The organism is Pseudophaeobacter sp. TrK17, from assembly GCF_042192375.1.
Taxonomy (GTDB): Bacteria; Pseudomonadota; Alphaproteobacteria; order Rhodobacterales; family Rhodobacteraceae; genus Pseudophaeobacter.
Genome location: NZ_CP071700.1, coordinates 2,553,716 through 2,574,245 on the forward strand (window position 1 = coordinate 2,553,716; position 20,530 = coordinate 2,574,245).

A 20,530-nucleotide genomic window follows, 5' to 3' on the forward strand; every position below is an offset into this window, starting at 1 on the left:
TGTAAAAATTTAAGTCAGCCCAAGATCCAATGAGACCGGGAAATGATCAGACGCCGCCAATAGCGCCTCCCGCAGGGGAATGTCGCCATAACACTCGGCATCCTCAAAAGGGTGCCAGATACGCCAGCGCGGTGCGTAGGCCTCCAACCCGTGGGAAATCATTACATAATCAAGAAGCGCACCAAAATAGCGCTTGGTTGCGGCGTTGTAAAACCGGGAGGTCGAGGGCTGCACAATCTCGCGCGGCTTCAGCAGACCTTGTGCATGGGGATCGCTCAGCTCTGTCCCCATGACGATCTCAACCGAGGATTTTCCAAACAGGCGCTCATATTCGTCCAGCCCCGGCCCGTCATTGAGATCCCCCATGACAATCACATGTTCGCCGGCCTCGGTGTGGTCTGCGACACGCCGATGCAGCCAGATCGCCTGGGCCAGCTGCTTGCGCCGATTGGCGATGGAGAGCCGCACCACGTCTTTGGCGTTTTCAGCCCCATGGGGGGCCTTTGATTTCAAATGCGCACCGATCAGGCGCAAAGTCATGCCCTCTTTGGTGTTGACCCGCAGTTCCAGCGGCGGCTTGGAAAACCGGACCCGGTCCATCCGGTCATCCACATCCAGATCAATATGAAAGCTACCATCAAAGCGTGGCGTGTCTTTGCTGACCTGGGGATCCACCTTCACGGTCAGCACCGTTGGATCATAGAGCAGCGCGATTTCTTGATGGGTGTCGGTGGCAAAACCGGAAACCGCAGTATCCGTGCGCAGGCCTGCCTCGGCGGCAAAGCGTTCCAACGCTCTTCTACAGCTCTGATTTCGCCCGGTGTTAGGCGCCTCCACGACCATAACCGCATCCGCATCCAGGCGTTGCAGCACATGGGCAATACCCCGGCCCTGGGTGTAGCGATCGACGCCATAGCGCCCAGAAGATTCACCATCGAGCATCAAATTGTCAGCATCGTCAAACAGATGCGCAAACCATTCGATATTATAGGTGACCAGGCGCATGTTTTTCACATCCGTTGATCTGATCCCAGGCCCGGTTGATATCTATCATGCGTTTTTCCGCCAGCCGCACGGCCTCTTCCGGTACTCCGCGCCCGATCATTGCATCCGGATGGGTGTCGCGCACCAGCTTGCGCCAGTATTTACGGATCTCCTCACGCGGCATATCCGGGGACACGCCAAGCACCGTATAGGGATCCTTGGGCGCATCCGGGACAAACCGCGCCCTAAGCGCCTGAAACTGCTGTGGTGTCTGGCCAAAGATCCGGCTCACATCCTCCAGAAACTCGTTTTCACCGGGATGATAAAAGCCATCTGCCATGGCGATATGGAACAGCCCCTCCATCAGATCACACAGGGTGCTGCTGTCCGAGGCAAACATCCGTTGGATACGCGCCGCATAGTCCTGATATCCGGCAATATCTGTCCGAGCCATATCAAAGACCCGCGCCGCGCCGGCCTCGTCGTTTTGGGCGATCTGGAACACTTCGCGAAAGGCGGTGACTTCATCCCGGGTGACCTGGCCATCTGCCTTTGCCATCTTGGCGCCCAGAGCCACCACTGCAATGGCAAAGGCTACCGATCGCTCGGGCGGGGTGCGCAGACGGTCAAAAACATCCGCAAGGCTTTCGCCCTTGCCAAGCGCAGCCAGCGCATCTGAGATTCGGGACCAAAGAGTCATATCAATACCTTAGCTGGAAACCCAGCCGATGTCAGTGCTGCCCCGCGTTGCCGCTGCACACCGCGGCGGGCAACTGGCAAATCACCGCCGGTAGCGTCTGATTTCAGCGCAGATGGCGGCGCCCGTGGGGCGTGTCAAACTCAGCCTCAAACCCCATCGGACCGGTCTCAAAACTGATCCGCGGATCAGACATTGGCATCACCTCTTGCAAAGCGCCCGCCTCGGGGTGGGAAATCACCAGGTGGTGCAGCCGACAGCCCTGCTGCTGCAGACTGGGCGCCGGATGGGTAGAATGCCACTCAATCAGTGCTGGAAACATATTGTCATAGGGCAGAATCCCGTCCGCCGGCACCGCCATATCCCACTTCAGATCGCCCCGCGTCAGCGAAACAGGCTCCCCTGCCCCCTTTGGCAGCCCGGCCAGTTGTGCGGGCAGATCGGTGCAGCGGCAAATCCAGTTGCTGATCCGGGGCGCCCCGGTAAACCGGTCCAGATCAAACCAGCAGGGCCGCCGCTGTGGGGTGGCAGATGCATCAATGGCGATGGCTTCAAGATAAAGCCCATCCGCCAGCCCAAGCAGGTAATTATGGGTGCCAAACATCGCATGTTGCCCGCCCGGCTGCAGCGCCACACCAAGCGCCTCTTCCACATGAACCCGCGCCTCTTCCAGAGTTGCGCCTGCGACGGCCAGGTGATCCAGTTCCATCATGCTCTCCTATTTTGGCCACACCCTAGCCGGCCCCTTGCGACATTCAAGCGCAAAGCTGAGGAGGTGATCACTGGCAGACATTCATAGTTTGGAAACCATAAGGTACTGCCAGCGCTTGAATTATGGCCTGCCCCCTATGAAATTAAGGAAACTTTGGTCATGGCGCGGGCTTCAGATAATGAGGCCCCTTCTTCCATGTCCGTGTCAGAAGCGAGCCAGGACACCTGGTGCCGTGTGAACGAGGTATAGGAGGTCATCTGATGCTGATCCAAGGTTCAATGAGCCAGGAACTACTGTCGAGCCTGAACAGGAAATCGACAAAGATGAATGGTGAGCAAGCAGAAAAGCTCGCAGCCTTTCTGTCCAGTTTCGAGCCTGACAAGCTATTGGACGCCAATGCCCGAACAATGCTCATTCAGGTCAAAGACCCAGACCTGGGCAACGGAAAAAATCTTGACGCAGCCTTGGCGGGGTCAGGCAGTGCGGCGGGCGAGCGGGCTGCCCAATCCGGAGCCGATGCGGCCTTGCGCGCGGACCGTCCGCTGCCGCCACAGGAAAGGCAGGGGATTTCGACCGTTGACGACGAAATTGTCGAGCTGATCGCCGCCACCGTTGAGGCCTATGATTCAACCAGTGAAGACGCGTTGAGTTTAGGCGACACCGTTTTGGCCGCCTTGGAAGAGGCGGGCTATGATAAGTCACAACCGGCCATCGATTTTTACGCGTGAGGGGCGGCAACGGCTGCGTACATCAGATCCAGGTCAGTGCAAGGCCGCGCTCCCAAACCGGTTTAAGGCTGCAACACATATGGGCGCAGGAAGCCCCCGCGCCCATAGATCTGATACTCAGAATATCCGACAGATCCAGTCTATGACCGGATCTGCACCTGTGTCTTTGCTCAGCTGCGGGCTTCGCGGATCAGTTTCAGGACATCCTGCGCCGCTTCGGGGATGTTGGTGCCGGGGCCAAAGATCGCTTTGACGCCGTTGTCATAAAGATACTGGTAATCCTGCTGCGGAATAACTCCGCCGCAGATCACCAGAATATCCTCGGCGCCCTGCTCTTTCAGTTCCTTTACCAGCTGCGGTGCTAGGGTTTTGTGACCTGCCGCCTGGGATGAGATACCGATAACATGCACATCATTGTCGATGGCATCCTGCGCCGCCTCTGCGGGGGTCTGAAACAGTGGACCTACGTCCACATCGAAACCGATATCGGCAAAGGCTGTGGCGATTACCTTGGCGCCCCGGTCATGCCCGTCCTGGCCCATCTTGACCACCAGAAGACGCGGGCGACGCCCTTCTTCTTCGGCAAAGGCTTCGATGCTTTTCTGGATCTCGGCAAAGCCTTCGTCGCCCTCATAAGCCGCGCCATAAACCCCCGCCAGAGTTTTCACCTCGGCGCGGTGACGGCCAAATTCTTTTTCCATCGCCATGCTGATTTCTCCAACTGAGGCCCGCATCCGCGCCGCTTCGACGGCAGCTTCCAGCAGGTTGCCGCCATTTTTGGCACGATTGGTCAACTCATCCAACGCAGCCTGACAGGCCGCTTCGTCGCGCTCGTCGCGCATTTTCTGCAAACGGGCAATCTGGCTTTCGCGCACGGCCACGTTATCCACGTCCAGGATGTCGATCGGGTCTTCTTTTTCCTTGCGGTATTTGTTGACGCCGACAATCACCTCTTCGCCGCGGTCGATCATTGCCTGACGACGGGCGGCGCTTTCCTCGATGCGCAGCTTGGGCATGCCAGAGGCCACGGCCTTGGTCATGCCACCCATTTCCTCGACCTCTGACATCAGCGCCCAGGCCTTGTCGATCAGCTCGTTTGTCAGGCTTTCCACATAGTAAGAGCCCGCCAGCGGGTCGACCACATTGGTAACACCGGTTTCTTCCTGCAGCACCAGCTGGGTATTACGGGCAATACGGGCCGAGAATTCGGTGGGCAGCGCGATGGCTTCGTCCAGCGCATTGGTGTGCAGCGATTGGGTGCCGCCCAGCACCGCCGACATCGCCTCATAGGCGGTGCGGATCACGTTGTTATAGGGGTCTTGTTCCTGCAGGGACACGCCTGAGGTCTGGCAGTGGGTGCGCAGCATCTTGGACCGGTCGGACTTGGCGTCAAATTCGGTCATGACGCGATGCCACAGAGTGCGCGCCGCGCGCAGTTTGGCGATTTCCATGAAGAAGTTGGTGCCAATGGCAAAGAAAAAGCTGAGACGGCCGGCAAATTTATCCACATCCATACCCGCCTCGGTGGCGGCGCGGACATACTCGCGACCATCAGCCAGCGTATAGGCCAGCTCCTGCACCAGATTGGCGCCGGCTTCCTGCATGTGATAGCCGGAAATCGAGATCGAATTGAACTTGGGCATCTCATTGGAGGTGTATTCAATGATATCCGAGATGATCTTCATCGAAGGCTCTGGCGGATAAACATAGGTGTTGCGGACCATGAATTCCTTCAGAATATCGTTCTGAATGGTGCCCGCCAGCAGTGCCTTGTCATGGCCCTGCTCTTCGCCCGCCACGATGAAGCTGGCCAGGATCGGGATCACCGCGCCGTTCATGGTCATCGACACCGAAACCTTGTCGAGCGGAATACCGTCAAACAGGATCTTCATGTCCTCAACAGAATCGATGGCAACGCCAGCCTTGCCCACATCGCCCACAACCCGTTCGTGATCGCTGTCATAGCCCCGGTGGGTGGCCAGATCAAAGGCCACGGAAACCCCCTGCTGACCCGCTTCCAGATTGCGGCGGTAAAATGCGTTGCTCTCTTCGGCGGTGGAGAAACCAGCATATTGCCGAATGGTCCAGGGGCGACCTGCATACATCGTGGCCTTGACGCCACGGGTGAAAGGGCCAAAGCCGGGCAGCGTGCCCATATGCGGCAGCTCGGCGGTGTCTTCAGCCGTATACAGCGGCTTGACCTCAATACCTTCCAGTGTCTTCCAGGTCAGGTCTTCGAGTGGGCGGCCACGGAGCTCTTTTTCAGCCAGAGCCCGCCAATCGTCTGTCTTGCTTGTCATGGGATCTTCCTCTTGTCATATCTGTTTGGGGCAGGTTTAGTCCTGCCGCCTGGTGTTCTGGATCCTGGACCAGCTGCGCCAGCCCATCGGCGCCGGCAGTCAGCCACATCAGATCATCTGAATAATTCTCGCGCAGCATAGCGCTTTGGGTTTCGTCAAAGGGGCGCCAGCGCCCCTCTCCTTCGGGCAGCTCAAGGGCTGTGTTTGTCAGCACATGGGCCCGCAGATCTTCCAGCCGCAAGGAGGCGTTGAGCCGCACCCGTGCATGATTGCGCGGGGCTTCGCAGTTGCTCAGCAGTTGCAGTTGCAGTTCAGGGCGGCCGCAAAAGATCTCAAAGGGCAGGACCTGGATCTCCACCCCGGGCATGGCGCAGGCGATATCGGAAATAACATCGCGCCAGCTGCGACTGCTCTCGGCAAGGTTTTGCAATTGCAAATGCGACGGGACGCGGTGCCCCCGGGTGACCGCATAGGTCAGGGCAGAGGTCCAGTAGCTTTCCAGGCTGCGAATATTGAGCGCCACAGAAGAAATCTGGCCATCAAAGGCTTCGGCGTAGCGTGCCAGCCGCTCCCCGACGCCACTATAAAGCCCGCCGAGCCGCAGGTTTGTGCGGGTGCTGCCGATGAGGTTTTCATCGCTGACAATAAGTTGCTGAATGCCGCGCTCCCGGCTGTGGTTCAGGTTCATCCTGATCCGCCCCTGCGCCCGTTTTGCCAAAGCTGTGGAATTCACCACCGAAGGTGTGGGCAAGACCCCGTGCAGCAAGCCATTGCGGGTGCGTCGTGGTCCCCAAAACCCTATCCCTTGCGTTTCAAGCTCTGCTGCATTCTGGCGCAGGTATTCCTGAAAAGAGGTGGTGGCACAGCGGTGTGCCCCAAGATGAAGACAGGTTTGCATCGCATTTCCAATTCTTTGGACGGGAGGCGCGTTCCGCACCTCTGAAAAGGGAGACTGCGCGATCATTGTCCACAGACCCTCTCAAAGCGATTAACAAGCGTGGTTTTTTTTCTGCAAACAGGCCGATTGCCCATCGCATTTATGCGCCATGCGCATATATTGAGGCCAACAGGAGAGATTATGAAACCAATCCTAGCCCTTGTTTTGTCGAGTTTTCTTCCGCTTACCCTAGCTGTTGCAGCCCAAGCTTCAGAGCCTGAGCCCCCCTCGCTTGTGCAGCCCGGAGAAGAGGTCGATCTGTCCAGTTTTCTGTGGCACAAGCGCCCAATTGTTGTCTTTGCCGACAGCCCGGAAGACCCCCGGTTCAAAGAGCAAATGATCCTGTTGACCAGCGAGGCGGAGGCTTTACTGGAGCGCGATGTCGTGGTCCTGACCGATACCACCCCAAAACCCGCCTCGGCGCTGCGCAAGCAACTGCGCCCGCGTGGGTTCATGCTGGTTCTGGTGGGCAAGGACGGAGGCGTGAAGCTGCGCAAACCACATCCCTGGACAGTCCGCGAGCTGTCGCGCACCATCGACAAGTTCCAGGACCGTTTGCGAGAGGTCGAAGATCGGCGCGAGAACTGAGAGCCATTCGCGCGCCAGCCACGCCTTTTACGCATGGGAGTTTGCGCGTTTGGCCAGGGGTTTAGCCGTTGCTGCGCACGTAGATCACCGCCTTGGCCTGTGAATCCACAATCATTACGCCGTGCCCTTCGGGGATAAAGGCCATGCGCGAGCTGGGGTTCATAATCGCCTGATGGTAGATGGATTTCACCAGCTCGCTCATGCAGTTGACCCCGGCCAGGCCGGAGTTGAGCACGCTGATCCCATGCGGCAGATCGCGCGACATGATCGCTTCGACCAGCGCATTGGGGGATTTGTCGCCAACCTTGAACACCACCGGCTGCCCATCGGCCAGCATCTTGAGCCCGGTATCCACCGAACGCGCGGCGCCAAGCAGCGACGAGATGCGTGGGCTGTCGGTGTGAAACACTGCCGCCGTGCAGGTGCCGTTGGATTTGAAGAAATAGGTATCGCCCAGTGTGACCCATTCGGAGAGCTGAACACGCAGCTCGTCTTCCTTGTCCAGCGCGCAGCCGGACAGAAGAAACAAAGCCGAAATCAACGTTACTGCCAGTCGAAACATGTGCCACCCTGCGATAAACCAATGGGATTGATCTCGCACAGAGGTCTGAAGATTTGGTGCATGCACCTGCATTGCATGTGGAAAAAGCAGGCTCAGCGCGACCCGAAGGTCGCAACTGACACCGGAGTTTCGCGGCCAGAGCACCCTGCCCCGCCCGTGAAATCCGGCTTATGCCTGCCTCTGTGATCACCCCTCAAATTCCATGATTACTTCGTCAACCGCCAGGCTGTCGCCTGCACTTGCGTTGATCTTGGCAATCACGCCTTTCCTTTCGGCGCGCAGAATGTTTTCCATCTTCATCGCTTCAACCGAACACAGGGCCTGGCCTTCCTGGACTTCGTCGCCAACCTCGACATCGATTTTCACCACCAGACCGGGCATCGGGCAGAGCAGCAGTTTCGACGTATCAGGCGCCACTTTTTCCGGCATCAGTTCGGCCAGTTCCGCCTGTCGCTTCGTGCGCACATGCACTTTGATATCAGCACCACGGGACCGGATACGGAAGCCACCCGAAATCTTGCCCACTTTCAGCACCAGCAGGGTGCCATCCACATCGATTGTCGCCAGCTGATCCCCCGGCGTCCAATCGCTGGCGATGCGCATGGCCGCGCCATCCTGGAAGGTCACCGTGGCCCCCAACTGGTCGGCCTCAATGCTGACCGGGAAGTTCTGTCCCTGCAGGGTAACAACCCAGTCGCTGCCAACCCGGCGCTCGTGATTGTCCATCCGGCCAGACACCCGCGTGCGGCGAATTTCGGCAACCCGGTGCATCGCAGCCGCCGAGGCCGCAATCCGGCGCAGCGCCTCTTCGGGCAGATCAACACCAACAAAACCTTCGGGATACTGTTCTTCGATAAAGGCGGTGGTCATGGCGCCCTCAATGAAGATCGGGTGATCCATCACCGCCGACAGGAAAGGCAGGTTGTGGCCAATACCTTCGACCTCAAACCCGTCCAGTGCATTGCGCATCGCCTCAATCGCCTGATCGCGGGTGGGTGCCCAGGTGCAAAGCTTGGCGATCATCGGGTCATAATACATCGAGATTTCGCCGCCCTCATAGACGCCGGTATCATTGCGCACCGCGATGCCAGCGCCCGCAGGCGCATCGCCCTGCCATTTGCCATTGTCCAACAGCGGACCACCCGACAGCTCAGCCGGGGGACGATAGCGCGTCAGACGGCCAATCGAGGGCAGAAAGCCCCGATAGGGATCTTCGGCATAAAGACGGTTTTCAATCGCCCAGCCGTTCAGCTGCACGTCGTCCTGCGAGATCGTCAGCGGCTCACCATTGGCGACCCGGATCATCTGTTCCACTAGGTCAACGCCGGTGATCAGCTCGGTCACCGGGTGTTCCACCTGCAACCGTGTGTTCATTTCCAGGAAGTAGAAGTTCTTGTCGCCGTCCACGATGAATTCCACCGTCCCGGCAGAGGCATAATCCACCGCCTGCGCCAGGGCGACAGCCTGCTCCCCCATGGCCTTGCGGGTGGCTTCATCCAGGAAGGGGCTTGGCGCTTCTTCCACAACCTTCTGCTGGCGACGCTGGATCGAACACTCGCGCTCGCCCAGGTAGATGCCATTGCCATGGGCATCGCAAAGCACCTGAATTTCGATATGGCGCGGTTGCGTCACAAATTTCTCGATAAAGATCCGGTCATCACCAAAGGAACTCGCCGCCTCGTTCTTGGAAGACTGAAAGCCTTCGCGGGCCTCTTCGTCGTTCCAGGCAATCCGCATGCCTTTGCCGCCACCGCCAGCTGAAGCCTTGAGCATCACCGGATAGCCGATCTCGCGCGAGATCTTTACCGCCTCATCGGCGTCTTCGATCAGGCCCATGTGACCAGGAACTGTGGAAACACCCGCTTCCTTGGCGATTTTCTTCGAGGTGATCTTGTCACCCATCTTTTCAATGGCCCCCACAGGCGGGCCCACAAAGGCAACACCCTCGGCCGCCAGAGCTTCAGCGAACTTGGAGTTTTCCGACAAGAAACCATAGCCAGGATGAACCGCCTGAGCGCCGGTTGCGCGAATGGCCTCCATCACCTTATCGATAACAATATAGGACTGATTGGCAGGGGGCGGGCCGATATGAACCGCCTCATCGGCCATTTGCACATGCAGGGCCTGCTTATCCGCATCCGAATAGATGGCAACGGTTTTGATACCCATCTTGCGGGCGGTCTTGATAACACGGCAGGCGATCTCGCCCCGGTTCGCGATCAGGATCTTTTCAAACATTGGCAGTCCCTTGTTCTTTTGTATGCCGAAATGCAAAACGCCGCAGGCGAGCTCTGGGCTCGCTTGCGGCGTTTGCGTGAGTATCTGCTGTCGCCCGAAGGGGCTGACAGATCAGTGAAACTGGTGCTGTAGTCGCCCTAGCAACGGCCAGGGTTTTCCTTGCAATAGATAAGATTGGCCGCTGTACCGACGGCCGCACCGGTGAGCAAATGCCCCCCCAGCAAAGCCGATCCGACGGCCCCCGCACCGGCGCCAAAGGCGACTTGTTCGCCGGTGGTGTCGCCACAGGCTGACAGGGCTGTGCAAAGCCCCAACGCAGATGTGAAAAGGATTGCCCGCATAGTATTTTAACTCCTTTTTGTGGAGAGCGCTGCTCTCTTCTCCAACAAACAGGAGTCGGGCCAGCGGGCAACAAATCAGTGTTTGAGCCGCAAAAATGAGCAGCCCTGCGCCCAAAGGTGCCGCGCGCTCGGCGGGCTTTCGCCACTGGCGCCGCCCTGCCCGCACCGCGAGCCTGTTCAGCAGGGTTAAACAACGGGGCGAAGCCCACAATCCTACCGACGACAACAGTGCCCATGCCCCGCCCCCGCTGGTCGCCTGCGCCTGGCTTCGCCCCGCGCATCACAGGCTTTTCCCCTCAAAGGCTTCAGGAAAGGACCGCTGAGCCAGTTCTACATCAAGAACCAGAAGAGCCTCATAGGAGGCCGGATCAAAGGGATCTTCTGCGGGGAGAACTTCCCGGCCAAAAAGCCAGCTCAATCGGCCCGCATCCAGGTTGCCCCGTTCAAAGGGCTGGTCGCCAAACTGCTGCAACAAAGCCTGCATAAAGGCGGCATCAGCACGCCGGTCTGCCGGTTTGCGATCCCGGAACCGTTCGCGTTTGGTCAGCTCGGTCACCCCTTTGGGATTGGGGCGACGAACGACAAATTGAAAATCTGTTCCCGGCAGACGGCCAGGAAACCCTCGGTGCTTTAGCATGATGGTGCCTCCGATCCGGCACCCCGAGGGACGGCTGGGGCCGGCCACAGGGCCGGACCCCATGTGTCGTTACTTGTATTTTCCGGTGTATACTGGCTCAACCGAGATGGGTTCGGGATCGACCACAACGAACTCTTCTTCACGGTTACCACAGGCGGCAACCATCGCCAGCAGACCTGCCAGCGTGATAAACTTGATGCTCTTGGACATTTCTGTCTCCTGAATGTGTTTAAGAGACCGCCAGGACCTGCAGCCCTGTCCAGCCTCAACCTCAATTTGCGAAGGGTACTGTGACCATTCGCGCCAAGGATAGCCGGATTACCGGGTGAATCACATCGAAAACCACCCCGCACAGGGGGCTGTGGCCGCAAAGCCGCAAAACACCGCCCATCGCAAGAGTGCGCCGCAAGATGTTGTAGAGACATCAAAAAGCCTCCCAAATGCAGCGACCTTCACCAGGACGATAGGCTTCAAAAAACTGGGTTGCGTCGGGATCCGGGGTGCCAAATTCTACCGGGCGGTCCGAAAAGGAGATCACCACCATGCTGGGGGACAGGGCATGCTGGGCCAAATAGTCCAGCGCCAGCGAGTCGCACAGATAGTCCATATCCGCAGCGCTGCGCTGGAAATCCGCGCCCGCTTCTACGCCCGCTTCTACGCCCGCTTCTGCACCCTCCGGCGCCTGACGCGAAATTCCGGGCACAACAAACCGGAACCGCGCCCAAAGCGCACCAGGACTGTCGTCCAGCAAGACTTCCGACAACAGCACCTGCTGCCCCGAGGGCACCGCCACAGGCACAAAGGCCCCAGAAAGCGCGGCCTCCTCAGCCTCAAGGATCTGAGCCGCAAGCAGCAGACAAAGGCCACCGCCAAACAAAACCTTTTGTACAGGGGGAAACAGCCAATCACCAAATCCGCAACCCCACCCCCCAATGACTTGGGCTCCTCCGGGCGGGGCTGCTGGCGCTGCGCCACTGGCGCGCGCTGTCTGGTATTGGTGCTGGCAGATCATTGTCCAGTCTCGGCCTCTTTGTCAAACCCTGTTGTAGATTTGTGCAGTTTTACTTCTGATTGCGCGCTCTTTAAGCGCTTCTTGTCTCGCCTTGCGTGTCGCAGCCAACGGCTGCGCTTTGCCTCATCCTCCAGTACCGCCTTGATTTCAGAGGCCAATTTACCCGGAACCCGCCCAGCCACACGACCACCCGCTGTGACCAGCAAGCTATCGCCCTGCTCGACAACCTTCACCACTGGAGAAAAGCCCCGCACAGTTTGCACGGCACGCCACATGTCTTGGCGGATCTGCTGCGCCAGTCGCAGCGGCTCCGCCGGAGGTAACACCACAGACACGGCGACATCAAAGCGCGGCGGGACTTGGCGCGCCACTGTCAAAGAATCCTCTTCGCGAGAGATATGCCACTTGCCACGCATCACGTCGCGCCAAGCCCACAAACTGCAAGCAGACCACCAGCTTCGAACGCGCCGCAAACCACAGCTGACACCGTGCACGCCTGATCTTTCCGAAGCCCTGTCATTGCCTCACGCTCTCCTTTTCATCTTTCCAAAAATACCTTCGGGGGTGCGGGGGCAGACAGCCCCCGCGACAACACCCGCTCAAAGCGGAATGTTGTCGTGCTTTTTCCACGGGTTTTTCAGTGACTTGCCCCGCAGTGAGGCAAAGGCACGTGACACCCGGCGGCGGGTGGATTTGGGCTGGATCACCTCGTCAATGAAGCCCCGCTCGGCTGCCACAAAAGGATTGGCAAACCGGTCCTCATAGTCTGCCGTATGGGCCGCGATCTTTTCCGCATTGCCCAGATCGGCGCGGTGAATGATCTCGGTGGCGCCCTTAGCGCCCATCACCGCGATTTCCGCCGTGGGCCAGGCATAGTTGAAATCGCCGCGCAGGTGCTTGGAGGCCATAACGTCATAGGCACCACCATAGGCCTTGCGGGTGATCACAGTGACCTTTGGTACCGTGGCTTCGCCATAGGCAAACAGCAGCTTGGCGCCATGTTTGATCACACCGCCATATTCCTGGGAGGTGCCCGGAAGGAAGCCAGGAACATCCACCAGGGTCAGGATTGGAATTTCAAAGCAATCACAGAAGCGCACAAACCGCGCTGCCTTGCGCGAGCTGTCGATATCAAGGCAGCCCGCCAGCACCATTGGCTGATTGGCCACAACACCTACCGTCTGACCTTCAAGGCGGATAAAGCCGGTGATGATGTTTTTGGCGTAGTCTTCCTGGATCTCGTAGAAATCCCCCTCATCCGCCACTTTGGTGATCAGCTCTTTCATGTCGTAGGGCGAATTGGGGTTTGCCGGGATCAGCGTATCCAGGCTGTCCTCGATCCGACCGGGTTCATCAAAGAAGGGCCGTACCGGCGGCTTTTCACGATTGTTGAGCGGGAGAAAGTCAACCAGGCGGCGGACCTCGGCCAGGGCCTCGACATCGTTTTCAAAGGCCGCATCAGCGACCGAGGACTTTTTGGTATGGGTGGACGCGCCGCCCAGCTCCTCGGCGGTGACAACCTCATTGGTGACTGTCTTGACCACATCGGGGCCGGTCACAAACATGTATGAAGTGTCTTTCACCATAAAGATAAAATCAGTCATCGCGGGCGAATAGACCGCACCACCGGCGCAGGGCCCCATGATCACCGAGATCTGCGGCACAACGCCGCTGGCCATGATGTTGCGCTGAAACACCTCAGCATAGCCTGCCAGCGAGTCGACACCTTCCTGGATTCGGGCACCACCAGAATCATTCAGGCCGATGATTGGCGCGCCGTTCTGAATGGCCATATCCTGGATCTTGCAAATCTTTTGCGCATGGGTTGCGGACAGGGATCCGCCAAAGACCGTGAAATCCTGGCTGAACAGATAGACCATGCGTCCGTTAATGGTGCCCCAGCCGGTGATGACGCCATCCCCCGCAGGCTTTTGTTCTTCCATGCCAAAATCGGTACAGCGGTGCGACACAAACATGTCGAACTCTTCAAAACTGCCCTCATCCAGCAGAAGCTCGATCCGCTCGCGCGCGGTCAGCTTGCCACGCGCGTGCTGCGCATCAATGCGGCGCTGGCCGCCACCAAGTCGCGCGGCGTCGCGACGGTCTTCCAGTTCGGACAGAATATCTTTCATGGCACAGATCCCCATATAGAATTTGGCACAGCCTATCGCCGAGAGCGGCCAAGCCAAAGGTATAAATGGCAAATTTGCAAATATTTTGCATACCAGTAATGAATAGTTGAATATCAGCTAACTTTGGCGAATTGTTTCCAAAATCGATCCAATGCAACATATTTTCGCCGCAATGCGTTCACTTTTCGTTCAACACCCTGACTACAGTATCAGGCTCGTCTCAATCAAATTCGGGCAGAGCAATGTTAAGTCGCGACGAAATAATCAAGGCCATGCAATACGAGCGTTTCCACATCAGCAATCCGCTCAACACCACGGGCAGCGCCCCGATCAAGATAACCTACCAATATGCTGGCGGAAGTGAACCTGGCGACCTGCCTACGCAAGCAGACTATGACGGATGGCGCCGCATGAAGGACGCAGAAAAAGCCAGCTTTGAGGCGGCATTGGAGCATATTGAAAGCTACCTCAACGTCGTTTTTGTTCAGACGAAACGCACCAGTGACCCGGATTTGAACGTGGCCGCCGTCAGCCTACCCGGCGCCACCATTGGCAGCGGTGGCTATAGCATTCGCTATCAAGGCAAGAACATCACCCAGTGGGATGGCTTTGTTGCCTATGACGCAACACTGGACCTCTCCTCTGAGCGCTATACAGACCTGCTGCTGCATGAGCTGGGACATGCCATGGGTCTGCGCCATACATTTGAAGCCGATACTCCCCTGCCGACCCAATACGAAAGCAACCTTTATTCATTGATGTCTTACCGGGCCAACCCCTTCAACGGTGCGCATAGTGATGCGCTGATGCTGTTTGATGTGCTCGCCCTGCAAAACATCTGGGGCGCTGCGGTCAATAATGAAAACAACACCAGCTACACCGGCTGCCGCACCAATACCGTAGACAGCATATGGGACAGTGGCGGCATCGACATTCTGAATGCAACGGGCCGCACAAACCCGGTGACGCTGGACCTGCGACAAGGGGCCTTCTCTTCCTTTGATGCGGAGCATGACGTGGTGGTAACCTTCGGCACCGAAATCGAAAACGCCTATGGAGCCAAGGGCAGTGACCGGGTTATCGGCAATGCTTTGGACAATCTGCTGCGCGGCCATGGCGGCAGGGATCTTTTGGCGGGCAAAGGCGGCGACGACCGGATGAAAGGCGGGGCTGGCGGTGACACCCTGTGGGGGGATCAAGGGGATGATGTGATGCTTGGGGGCCGTGGCGGCGACCGGATGCGCGGTGGAAGTGGCGATGACTTTCTCAGTGGCAACCGCGGCCAAGACAGGCTGGATGGTCAGGCCGGCGATGATTTTCTGATCGGCGGACGCGGCAAAGATGTCTTCATCTTCAAGAACAATGGCGGCTCGGATACCGTCGGCGACTTCAAACCCGGCAAAGATCTTCTGAATATTATCGGCCATGGCACCAGCGCGGATCTGCTGGATCAGGCCCGCGACACAAACGAGGGGCTCTTGTTTGAGTTTGGCGCCGGTAACAGCCTGCTGCTACAGGATGTCACATTGGACAGCCTGGGCGATGACTTTCTCGTTTGAGACGATCTTAGAATAGACAATCTCAAAAAGCTGATCTAAGCCCAAGATATGCAAAATTCCCCAAGCTCCCCAAAGCGCGTACTGAGCAAACCGCATATTGCAACATTGATCCTGCTGGCCGGTCTTTCCGCGCTGGGGATGAACCTGCACCTTGCCGCTCTGCCCAGCATGTCCAGCCATTTCGAGGTTGACTACCGAGTGATGCAGCTGTCGGTTTCGCTGTACCTCGCTGGCAACGCAGTTGTGCAGATATTTGTGGGGCCCATTTCGGACCAGATGGGACGCCGCCCGGTGCTCCTGGCCAGCATGGCTTTGTTTCTGGTGGCGACGGTGGGCTGTATCTTTGCCACCAACGTGGAGGTGTTCTTCTTTTTCCGGGTGGCGCAGACTGTCGTCGCCGCCACCATGGTGCTAAGCCGCGCCGCGGTGCGGGATATGTATGATACCAATGACGCAGCCAGCATGATCGGCTATGTCACCATGGGAATGGCCATCGTCCCGATGATTGGCCCCGCCATCGGCGGCTTTCTGGACCAATGGATGGGCTGGACTGCGGTGTTCTGGGCGCTCTTTTTGATGGGTGCCCTGACCCTAGCGATTACCTATTTTGATTTTGGGGAAACCGCACATAAAAGCGGCAAAACGCTGGGTGCACAGTTCGCCGAATACCCTGAACTGCTCTGTTCTCCCCGCTTCTGGGGCTACTCTCTGGCCTCCGGCCTCGCCTCTGGCTCATTCTTTGCCTATCTCGGCGGCGCTCCCTTTTTGGGCACCGAGATTTATGGCCTCAGCAGTGCGGAAATTGGTATCTACCTCTCTGCACCGGCTGTTGGTTACTTCGTTGGCAACTTTCTCTCGGGTCGGTTTTCTGGTCGGGTTGGGATCAACCGAATGGTGCTGTGGGGCTGTATCATCAATGGGGTTGGCGTGCTCGTTTCGCTCATTATCGCCCTGGCAGGTGCTGATACCTTCCTCACCTTCTTTGGCTTTATGTGCTTTGTCGGCCTGGGCAATGGAATGGCCATTCCCAATGGCACCACCGGCGCGATTTCCGTCCGCCCGCATCTGGCGGGCACCGCCTCCGGCCTGAGCGGCGCCATTATGATTGGCGCCGGCGCTGCCCTGAGCGCCTATGCCGGCTTTCTGTTGAAACCCGATTCTACGGCTGTGCCTCTCTTGCTGTTGATGTTTGCCACCGCCATCGCCGGGCTGGTGGCCATCCTGCTGGTAATCCTGCGTGAAAAGCAATTGAACAGCTAGGCTCAGGATCCATTCATCCGGAGCCGAACTTGCCGCGCCTGTAACTTTGCAATTATACTGCCTTTGGATAGCAGGTTTGCAAAGGTATCTCCAATGGCGACACAGAAACTCTATGCAGGGGCAAAACTGCGCGAAATGCGGACCCGGCTTGAGCTGACACAAAAAGGATTTGCAGCCAAGCTCGGCGTGTCATTGCCCTACCTCAACCAGATGGAAAACAACAACCGGCCGGTATCGACCACCGTTGTTCTGGCGCTGGCGCAGGAGTTTGGCCTGGATGTTACGGAACTGTCGACAGGCGACAGCGAGCGGCTGGTGAGTGACATGCGCGAAGCCATCGCTGATCCGGTCTTTGCCGATGAGCCCCCGCCCCTGGCCGATCTGCGGCTCACGGCCTCCAATGCCCCAGCACTGGCCCGCGCCTTTCTCAGCCTGCATCGCGCCTATCGCCAGACCCATGAACGGCTTGCCTCGCTGGATGAGGCCCTGGGGCGCGAGGATTCCCGCATTCAGGCCAGCCCCTGGGAAGAAGTGCGCGACTTTTTCCATTATTGCGACAACTACATTGATGCCATGGACCGGGCCGCCGAACGCTTTGCCGGGTCCGCAGATGTGCGGCTTGCTGCCACAACTGCGCTGGAAAACGCCGGTATCACCATTTCCATCACCGATATGGACGGGCTGCGTGGCTATGATCCGAGCACCCGTACGCTGCGGCTCTCTAACCGGTCCAGCCCGCCGACGCAGGTGTTTCAGCTGCTGTTGCAGGTGGCGCTGCTTAGCCAGGAAAGCCTGCTGGAGGCGACATTGGATTTTGCCCGCTTCCAAAGCGATGAGGCCCGTGCCATCGCCAAAATTGGCCTCGCCAACTATTTCGCCGGGGCCGCGCTGATGCCCTATGGTCGCTTTCTTGCTGCCGCCCAAGAGGACCGTCACGACCTGGAGCGCCTCACCACCCGGTTTGGTGCCTCAATCGAACAGGTGGCGCATCGCCTTTCAACGCTGCAACGTCCCGGCGCAAAGGGTATTCCGTTTTTCTTCGTCCGGGTGGATCAGGCAGGCACCATCACCAAACGTCACTCTGCCACACGACTGCAATTTGCCCGTTTTGGCGGTGCCTGCCCTCTGTGGAACGTGCACCGCGCCTTTGAAACGCCTGGGCGTTTCCTGCGGCAATTGGCCGAAACCCCGGACGGGGTGCGCTATATCTCGCTGGCGCGGGATGTGTCCAAATCAGGCGGCTCCTTTGGCTCGCCCGTGCGGCGCTACGCCATCTCTCTGGGCTGCGAAGTGCGTCATGCTCAGGCCCTGGTCTATGCTGACAATCTGGAAATGAGCCATGCCTCCGCCTATGAGCCCATCGGCATTTCTTGTCGCATCTGTGAGCGCAAAACCTGCCATCAGCGCTCGGTTCCGCCATTGGAACGCCGCCTCAGCATCAACAATGATGAGCGCGGCATTCTGCCCTACGAAGTAAGCTGAAGACCAGCGGCACCCAGAGCTGAACAACAAAAATGGGGGGCGTCAAACGCCCCCCCTGATACTCGTGACTGAACATATCACTGCGCTGCCTCCATCTGTTTCAGATCTTCGCAGCCTTGGCAGACATCAGGCCTTGGCCAGAATGTTCCAGATTTCGTCTTTCAATGCGCCGCGCTTTTTGCGCAGTTCCACCTCGGCCAGCTCTTCCAGTGGCTCGACGTTGGTTTCGGCGCGGTGTACCGCGCGGTTGACCTCATGGTACTCATCCGCAAGCTTGGAAAAATGCGCATCGTTTTGTTTCAACTGGCTCATTGTTTCCACTTTGTCGGGGAATTCTTCTGCCAGTTCATGGGGGGTATTGGACATCTGTTCGCTCCTTATATTTGGGTCAAGAACAGGCTATTGCCCCCAGCCCTCCGTCACATTGACGCGGATCAAACAAACATCTGAAAACACAAATATGGCGGCGTTTTTTTTCCACCCCAAATCCCGCAAGCAACCAGCCCAGCCGCCGAAGAAAAAAGCCGCCGTTCCCAAACAACAGGAACGACGGCTTGCCGCCTTTGTGGACTGCAAAACAGCCCTAACGCTGGCTCTCCTGCCAGTTTTTATTGAACCAGGGTTCGGCATTAGAGGCAGGCAACCGCCGTCCCAGAATATGGTCTGCCGCCTTCTCCCCGGTCATGATTGAGGGGCCGTTCAGGTTGCCATTGGTAATGCGTGGAAAAATGGAACTGTCGGCAACGCGCAGCCCTTCGACGCCAATCACCCGACATTCAGGATCAACCACCGCCATCGGGTCATCCAACGCGCCCATTTTGCAGGTGCCACAGGGATGATAGGCGCTTTCCGCATGTTCACGGATAAAGCCGTCAATCTCCGCATCGCTTTGCAAAGCGTCACCAGGCTGGATTTCGTGCTTCACAAAGGGCGTCATGGCCTCCTGTGCAAAGACCTCTCGCGTCAGGCGCACACATTTGCGGAAATCAATCCAGTCCTGTTCCGTCGACATATAGTTGAAGAAAATCTTTGGCGCCTCTTTGGGGTCGGCGCTGGCGAGGGTAATCTCGCCGCGCGATTCTGAACGCATCGGCCCCACATGGGCCTGAAACCCGTGCCCTTCAGCCGCAGCCTGACCGTCATAGCGCACCGCAATGGGCAGGAAATGGTATTGGATATCTGGATAATCGACCCCTTTGTCGGACCGAATGAAGGCCGCGCTTTCAAACTGGTTCGAGGCTCCCAGCCCGGTCTTACTAAAGAACCACTGGGCCCCAACCCAGGCCTTGCCCAAAAGGTTCCAGTATTTGAACAGGGTGATGGGCTGTTTGCAGGCATATTGGAAATAGAATTCCAGGTGATCCTGCAGGTTTTTCCCAACGCCGGGGCGGTCTGCCACCACCTCGATGCCATGCTCCGCCAGCTGTTCTGCCGGACCAATGCCCGACAGCATCAACAGTTTCGGCGAATTGATTGAACTGGCGGCCAGAATGACCTCGATCTCGGCCTCAATGACCTCAACCTTGCCGCCGCGCTCAATCTCGACCCCGGTGGCGCGGCCTTCGGTGATCACCACCTTGCGGGCAAAGCCCCGGATCATCTCGCAATTGTCCCGCTTGAGCGCAGGCCGCAGATAGGCATTGGCGGCTGACCATCTCTGGCCTTTGTAGACGGTCATCTCCATCGGGCCAAAGCCCTCTTGTTGCTCACCGTTGTAATCTTCTGTCACCGGGTAGCCCGCCTGCGCGCCGGCCGAGACAAAGGCATCATGCAGCGGATTGTCGCGGGGGCCACGGGTCACATGCAGCGGGCCATCCGTGCCGCGCCAGTCGGCATCGCCGCCCTGCCCGCGACTGTCCCAGGTTTCCATCCGTTTGAAATAGGGCAGCACATCCGCATAGGACCACCCCTGGGCGCCGCTTTCGGCCCAATGGTTGTAATCGCCCGCGTGGCCGCGCACATACACCATCCCGTTGATGGAAGAAGAGCCGCCAACCACCTTGCCGCGCGGTGTCACCAACTCACGATTGTCCAAATGTGGCTCAGGCTGGGATTTGTAGCCCCAGTCGTAGAGCGACATATTCATCGGATAAGACAGCGCACCCGGCATCTGGATCAGCGGCCCGACATCCGTGCCACCATGTTCGATAACCAGAACGGATTTCCCCGCCTCAGACAGACGATAGGCCATAGCGCAGCCCGCCGAGCCCGCCCCCACAATCACATAATCCGCTTTCATCACTTCTCTCCGTCGCGCATTTGGGGCTGGTCAAGGCACCCGTCAGGCCCCGCGCGCCGGCGCGGGCTCGTCCTTGAGGCAGCCCAAAATCGCCTCTTCATTGGCTTGGGGGCTGCTGAGGC

At 58.2% G+C, this 20,530-nt stretch carries 20 protein-coding genes; 5 read left to right on the forward strand and 15 right to left on the reverse strand.

Going from position 1 to position 20,530, the window contains the following annotated elements:
• Positions 1–9: 9 nt before the first annotated feature.
• The 3 genes from JZI28_RS12055 to JZI28_RS12065 all read right to left on the reverse strand — a co-directional run bounded on the left by JZI28_RS12055 (position 10) and on the right by JZI28_RS12065 (position 2,390).
• Complete coding sequence (locus tag JZI28_RS12055; RefSeq protein ID WP_375697751.1) at positions 10–1,005, reverse strand: endonuclease/exonuclease/phosphatase family protein; 996 nt, start codon at positions 1,003–1,005, stop codon at positions 10–12.
• Positions 986–1,684, reverse strand: coding sequence for a molecular chaperone DjiA (locus tag JZI28_RS12060; RefSeq protein WP_297338968.1), 699 nt, complete (start codon positions 1,682–1,684; stop codon positions 986–988). The genes JZI28_RS12055 and JZI28_RS12060 overlap by 20 nt, the downstream gene beginning before the upstream one ends.
• A 103-nt stretch (positions 1,685–1,787) precedes the next feature.
• Positions 1,788–2,390 (reverse strand): VOC family protein, encoded by a 603-nt coding sequence (locus JZI28_RS12065; RefSeq protein ID WP_375697752.1) that lies wholly within the window; start codon positions 2,388–2,390, stop codon positions 1,788–1,790.
• 263 nt (positions 2,391–2,653) lie between these two features.
• Between JZI28_RS12065 and JZI28_RS12070 the strand changes: the two genes are divergently transcribed.
• On the forward strand, positions 2,654–3,121 hold the full coding sequence (locus JZI28_RS12070) for a hypothetical protein (RefSeq protein WP_375697753.1): 468 nt from the start codon (positions 2,654–2,656) through the stop codon (positions 3,119–3,121).
• Positions 3,122–3,291: 170 nt separating this feature from the next.
• Here JZI28_RS12070 and scpA read toward each other — a convergent pair whose 3' ends face one another.
• Positions 3,292–5,421 (reverse strand): methylmalonyl-CoA mutase, encoded by a 2,130-nt coding sequence (scpA, locus tag JZI28_RS12075; RefSeq protein ID WP_295452950.1) that lies wholly within the window; start codon positions 5,419–5,421, stop codon positions 3,292–3,294.
• A complete protein-coding gene (locus JZI28_RS12080) occupies positions 5,384–6,319 on the reverse strand; it encodes a hypothetical protein (RefSeq protein ID WP_375697754.1) in 936 nt (311 codons plus the stop codon). Before JZI28_RS12080 ends, scpA begins: the two co-directional genes overlap by 38 nt.
• A gap of 180 nt (positions 6,320–6,499) precedes the next feature.
• On the opposite strand from JZI28_RS12080, the gene JZI28_RS12085 reads away from it, so the two are divergent.
• On the forward strand, positions 6,500–6,946 hold the full coding sequence (locus JZI28_RS12085; protein WP_375697755.1) for a DUF4174 domain-containing protein: 447 nt from the start codon (positions 6,500–6,502) through the stop codon (positions 6,944–6,946).
• A 61-nt stretch (positions 6,947–7,007) separates the two neighbouring features.
• Here the strand turns inward: JZI28_RS12085 and JZI28_RS12090 are convergent, their stop codons facing one another.
• The 8 genes from JZI28_RS12090 to JZI28_RS12125 form a co-directional block, all read right to left on the reverse strand.
• Complete coding sequence (locus JZI28_RS12090; RefSeq protein WP_348155923.1) at positions 7,008–7,508, reverse strand: hypothetical protein; 501 nt, start codon at positions 7,506–7,508, stop codon at positions 7,008–7,010.
• A 186-nt stretch (positions 7,509–7,694) separates the two neighbouring features.
• Positions 7,695–9,746, reverse strand: coding sequence for a biotin carboxylase N-terminal domain-containing protein (locus tag JZI28_RS12095; protein WP_375697756.1), 2,052 nt, complete (start codon positions 9,744–9,746; stop codon positions 7,695–7,697).
• Between the two features lie 137 nt (positions 9,747–9,883).
• Entirely contained in the window at positions 9,884–10,087 is a 204-nt protein-coding gene (locus JZI28_RS12100) for a hypothetical protein (protein ID WP_295452935.1), read from the reverse strand.
• A 280-nt stretch (positions 10,088–10,367) separates the two neighbouring features.
• A complete protein-coding gene (locus tag JZI28_RS12105) occupies positions 10,368–10,724 on the reverse strand; it encodes a hypothetical protein (protein WP_295452933.1) in 357 nt (118 codons plus the stop codon).
• A gap of 69 nt (positions 10,725–10,793) precedes the next feature.
• Positions 10,794–10,934 carry a hypothetical protein gene (locus tag JZI28_RS12110; protein ID WP_295452930.1) on the reverse strand — a complete coding sequence of 47 codons (141 nt, stop codon included), beginning with the start codon at positions 10,932–10,934 and terminating at the stop codon, positions 10,794–10,796.
• Positions 10,935–11,148: 214 nt separating this feature from the next.
• Positions 11,149–11,601, reverse strand: a complete 453-nt coding sequence (locus JZI28_RS12115; protein ID WP_375697757.1) for a DUF6497 family protein — start codon at positions 11,599–11,601, stop codon at positions 11,149–11,151.
• Positions 11,602–11,732: 131 nt separating this feature from the next.
• Entirely contained in the window at positions 11,733–12,152 is a 420-nt protein-coding gene (locus JZI28_RS12120) for a hypothetical protein (protein WP_375697758.1), read from the reverse strand.
• Between the two features lie 183 nt (positions 12,153–12,335).
• Positions 12,336–13,868 carry an acyl-CoA carboxylase subunit beta gene (locus tag JZI28_RS12125; RefSeq protein ID WP_297340812.1) on the reverse strand — a complete coding sequence of 511 codons (1,533 nt, stop codon included), beginning with the start codon at positions 13,866–13,868 and terminating at the stop codon, positions 12,336–12,338.
• A gap of 242 nt (positions 13,869–14,110) precedes the next feature.
• Between JZI28_RS12125 and JZI28_RS12130 the strand changes: the two genes are divergently transcribed.
• The 3 genes from JZI28_RS12130 to JZI28_RS12140 all read left to right on the forward strand — a co-directional run bounded on the left by JZI28_RS12130 (position 14,111) and on the right by JZI28_RS12140 (position 18,169).
• Entirely contained in the window at positions 14,111–15,427 is a 1,317-nt protein-coding gene (locus JZI28_RS12130) for a M10 family metallopeptidase C-terminal domain-containing protein (RefSeq protein WP_375697759.1), read from the forward strand.
• A gap of 48 nt (positions 15,428–15,475) precedes the next feature.
• Positions 15,476–16,687, forward strand: a complete 1,212-nt coding sequence (locus JZI28_RS12135; RefSeq protein ID WP_295452916.1) for a multidrug effflux MFS transporter — start codon at positions 15,476–15,478, stop codon at positions 16,685–16,687.
• Positions 16,688–16,780: 93 nt separating this feature from the next.
• Entirely contained in the window at positions 16,781–18,169 is a 1,389-nt protein-coding gene (locus JZI28_RS12140; RefSeq protein WP_375697760.1) for a short-chain fatty acyl-CoA regulator family protein, read from the forward strand.
• A 126-nt stretch (positions 18,170–18,295) separates the two neighbouring features.
• Here JZI28_RS12140 and JZI28_RS12145 read toward each other — a convergent pair whose 3' ends face one another.
• Together JZI28_RS12145 and betA are read right to left on the reverse strand one after the other, a co-directional pair.
• Positions 18,296–18,535 (reverse strand): YdcH family protein, encoded by a 240-nt coding sequence (locus JZI28_RS12145; protein ID WP_348155945.1) that lies wholly within the window; start codon positions 18,533–18,535, stop codon positions 18,296–18,298.
• A gap of 217 nt (positions 18,536–18,752) precedes the next feature.
• On the reverse strand, positions 18,753–20,408 hold the full coding sequence (gene betA / locus JZI28_RS12150) for a choline dehydrogenase (protein ID WP_375697761.1): 1,656 nt from the start codon (positions 20,406–20,408) through the stop codon (positions 18,753–18,755).
• Between the last annotated feature and the right edge of the window lie 122 nt (positions 20,409–20,530).

Bases quoted from the DNA above. Each gene is read 5' to 3' on its own strand.
- JZI28_RS12055 (WP_375697751.1), bottom strand. From the start codon at position 1,005: ATGCGCCTGGTCACCTATAATATCGAATGGTTTGCGCATCTGTTTGAC.
- JZI28_RS12060 (WP_297338968.1), bottom strand. From the start codon at position 1,684: ATGACTCTTTGGTCCCGAATCTCAGATGCGCTGGCTGCGCTTGGCAAG.
- JZI28_RS12065 (WP_375697752.1), bottom strand. From the start codon at position 2,390: ATGGAACTGGATCACCTGGCCGTCGCAGGCGCAACTCTGGAAGAGGCG.
- JZI28_RS12070 (WP_375697753.1), top strand. From the start codon at position 2,654: ATGCTGATCCAAGGTTCAATGAGCCAGGAACTACTGTCGAGCCTGAAC.
- scpA (WP_295452950.1), bottom strand. From the start codon at position 5,421: ATGACAAGCAAGACAGACGATTGGCGGGCTCTGGCTGAAAAAGAGCTC.
- JZI28_RS12080 (WP_375697754.1), bottom strand. From the start codon at position 6,319: ATGCAAACCTGTCTTCATCTTGGGGCACACCGCTGTGCCACCACCTCT.
- JZI28_RS12085 (WP_375697755.1), top strand. From the start codon at position 6,500: ATGAAACCAATCCTAGCCCTTGTTTTGTCGAGTTTTCTTCCGCTTACC.
- JZI28_RS12090 (WP_348155923.1), bottom strand. From the start codon at position 7,508: ATGTTTCGACTGGCAGTAACGTTGATTTCGGCTTTGTTTCTTCTGTCC.
- JZI28_RS12095 (WP_375697756.1), bottom strand. From the start codon at position 9,746: ATGTTTGAAAAGATCCTGATCGCGAACCGGGGCGAGATCGCCTGCCGT.
- JZI28_RS12100 (WP_295452935.1), bottom strand. From the start codon at position 10,087: ATGCGGGCAATCCTTTTCACATCTGCGTTGGGGCTTTGCACAGCCCTG.
- JZI28_RS12105 (WP_295452933.1), bottom strand. From the start codon at position 10,724: ATGCTAAAGCACCGAGGGTTTCCTGGCCGTCTGCCGGGAACAGATTTT.
- JZI28_RS12110 (WP_295452930.1), bottom strand. From the start codon at position 10,934: ATGTCCAAGAGCATCAAGTTTATCACGCTGGCAGGTCTGCTGGCGATG.
- JZI28_RS12120 (WP_375697758.1), bottom strand. From the start codon at position 12,152: ATGCGTGGCAAGTGGCATATCTCTCGCGAAGAGGATTCTTTGACAGTG.
- JZI28_RS12125 (WP_297340812.1), bottom strand. From the start codon at position 13,868: ATGAAAGATATTCTGTCCGAACTGGAAGACCGTCGCGACGCCGCGCGA.
- JZI28_RS12130 (WP_375697759.1), top strand. From the start codon at position 14,111: ATGTTAAGTCGCGACGAAATAATCAAGGCCATGCAATACGAGCGTTTC.
- JZI28_RS12135 (WP_295452916.1), top strand. From the start codon at position 15,476: ATGCAAAATTCCCCAAGCTCCCCAAAGCGCGTACTGAGCAAACCGCAT.
- JZI28_RS12140 (WP_375697760.1), top strand. From the start codon at position 16,781: ATGGCGACACAGAAACTCTATGCAGGGGCAAAACTGCGCGAAATGCGG.
- JZI28_RS12145 (WP_348155945.1), bottom strand. From the start codon at position 18,535: ATGTCCAATACCCCCCATGAACTGGCAGAAGAATTCCCCGACAAAGTG.
- betA (WP_375697761.1), bottom strand. From the start codon at position 20,408: ATGAAAGCGGATTATGTGATTGTGGGGGCGGGCTCGGCGGGCTGCGCT.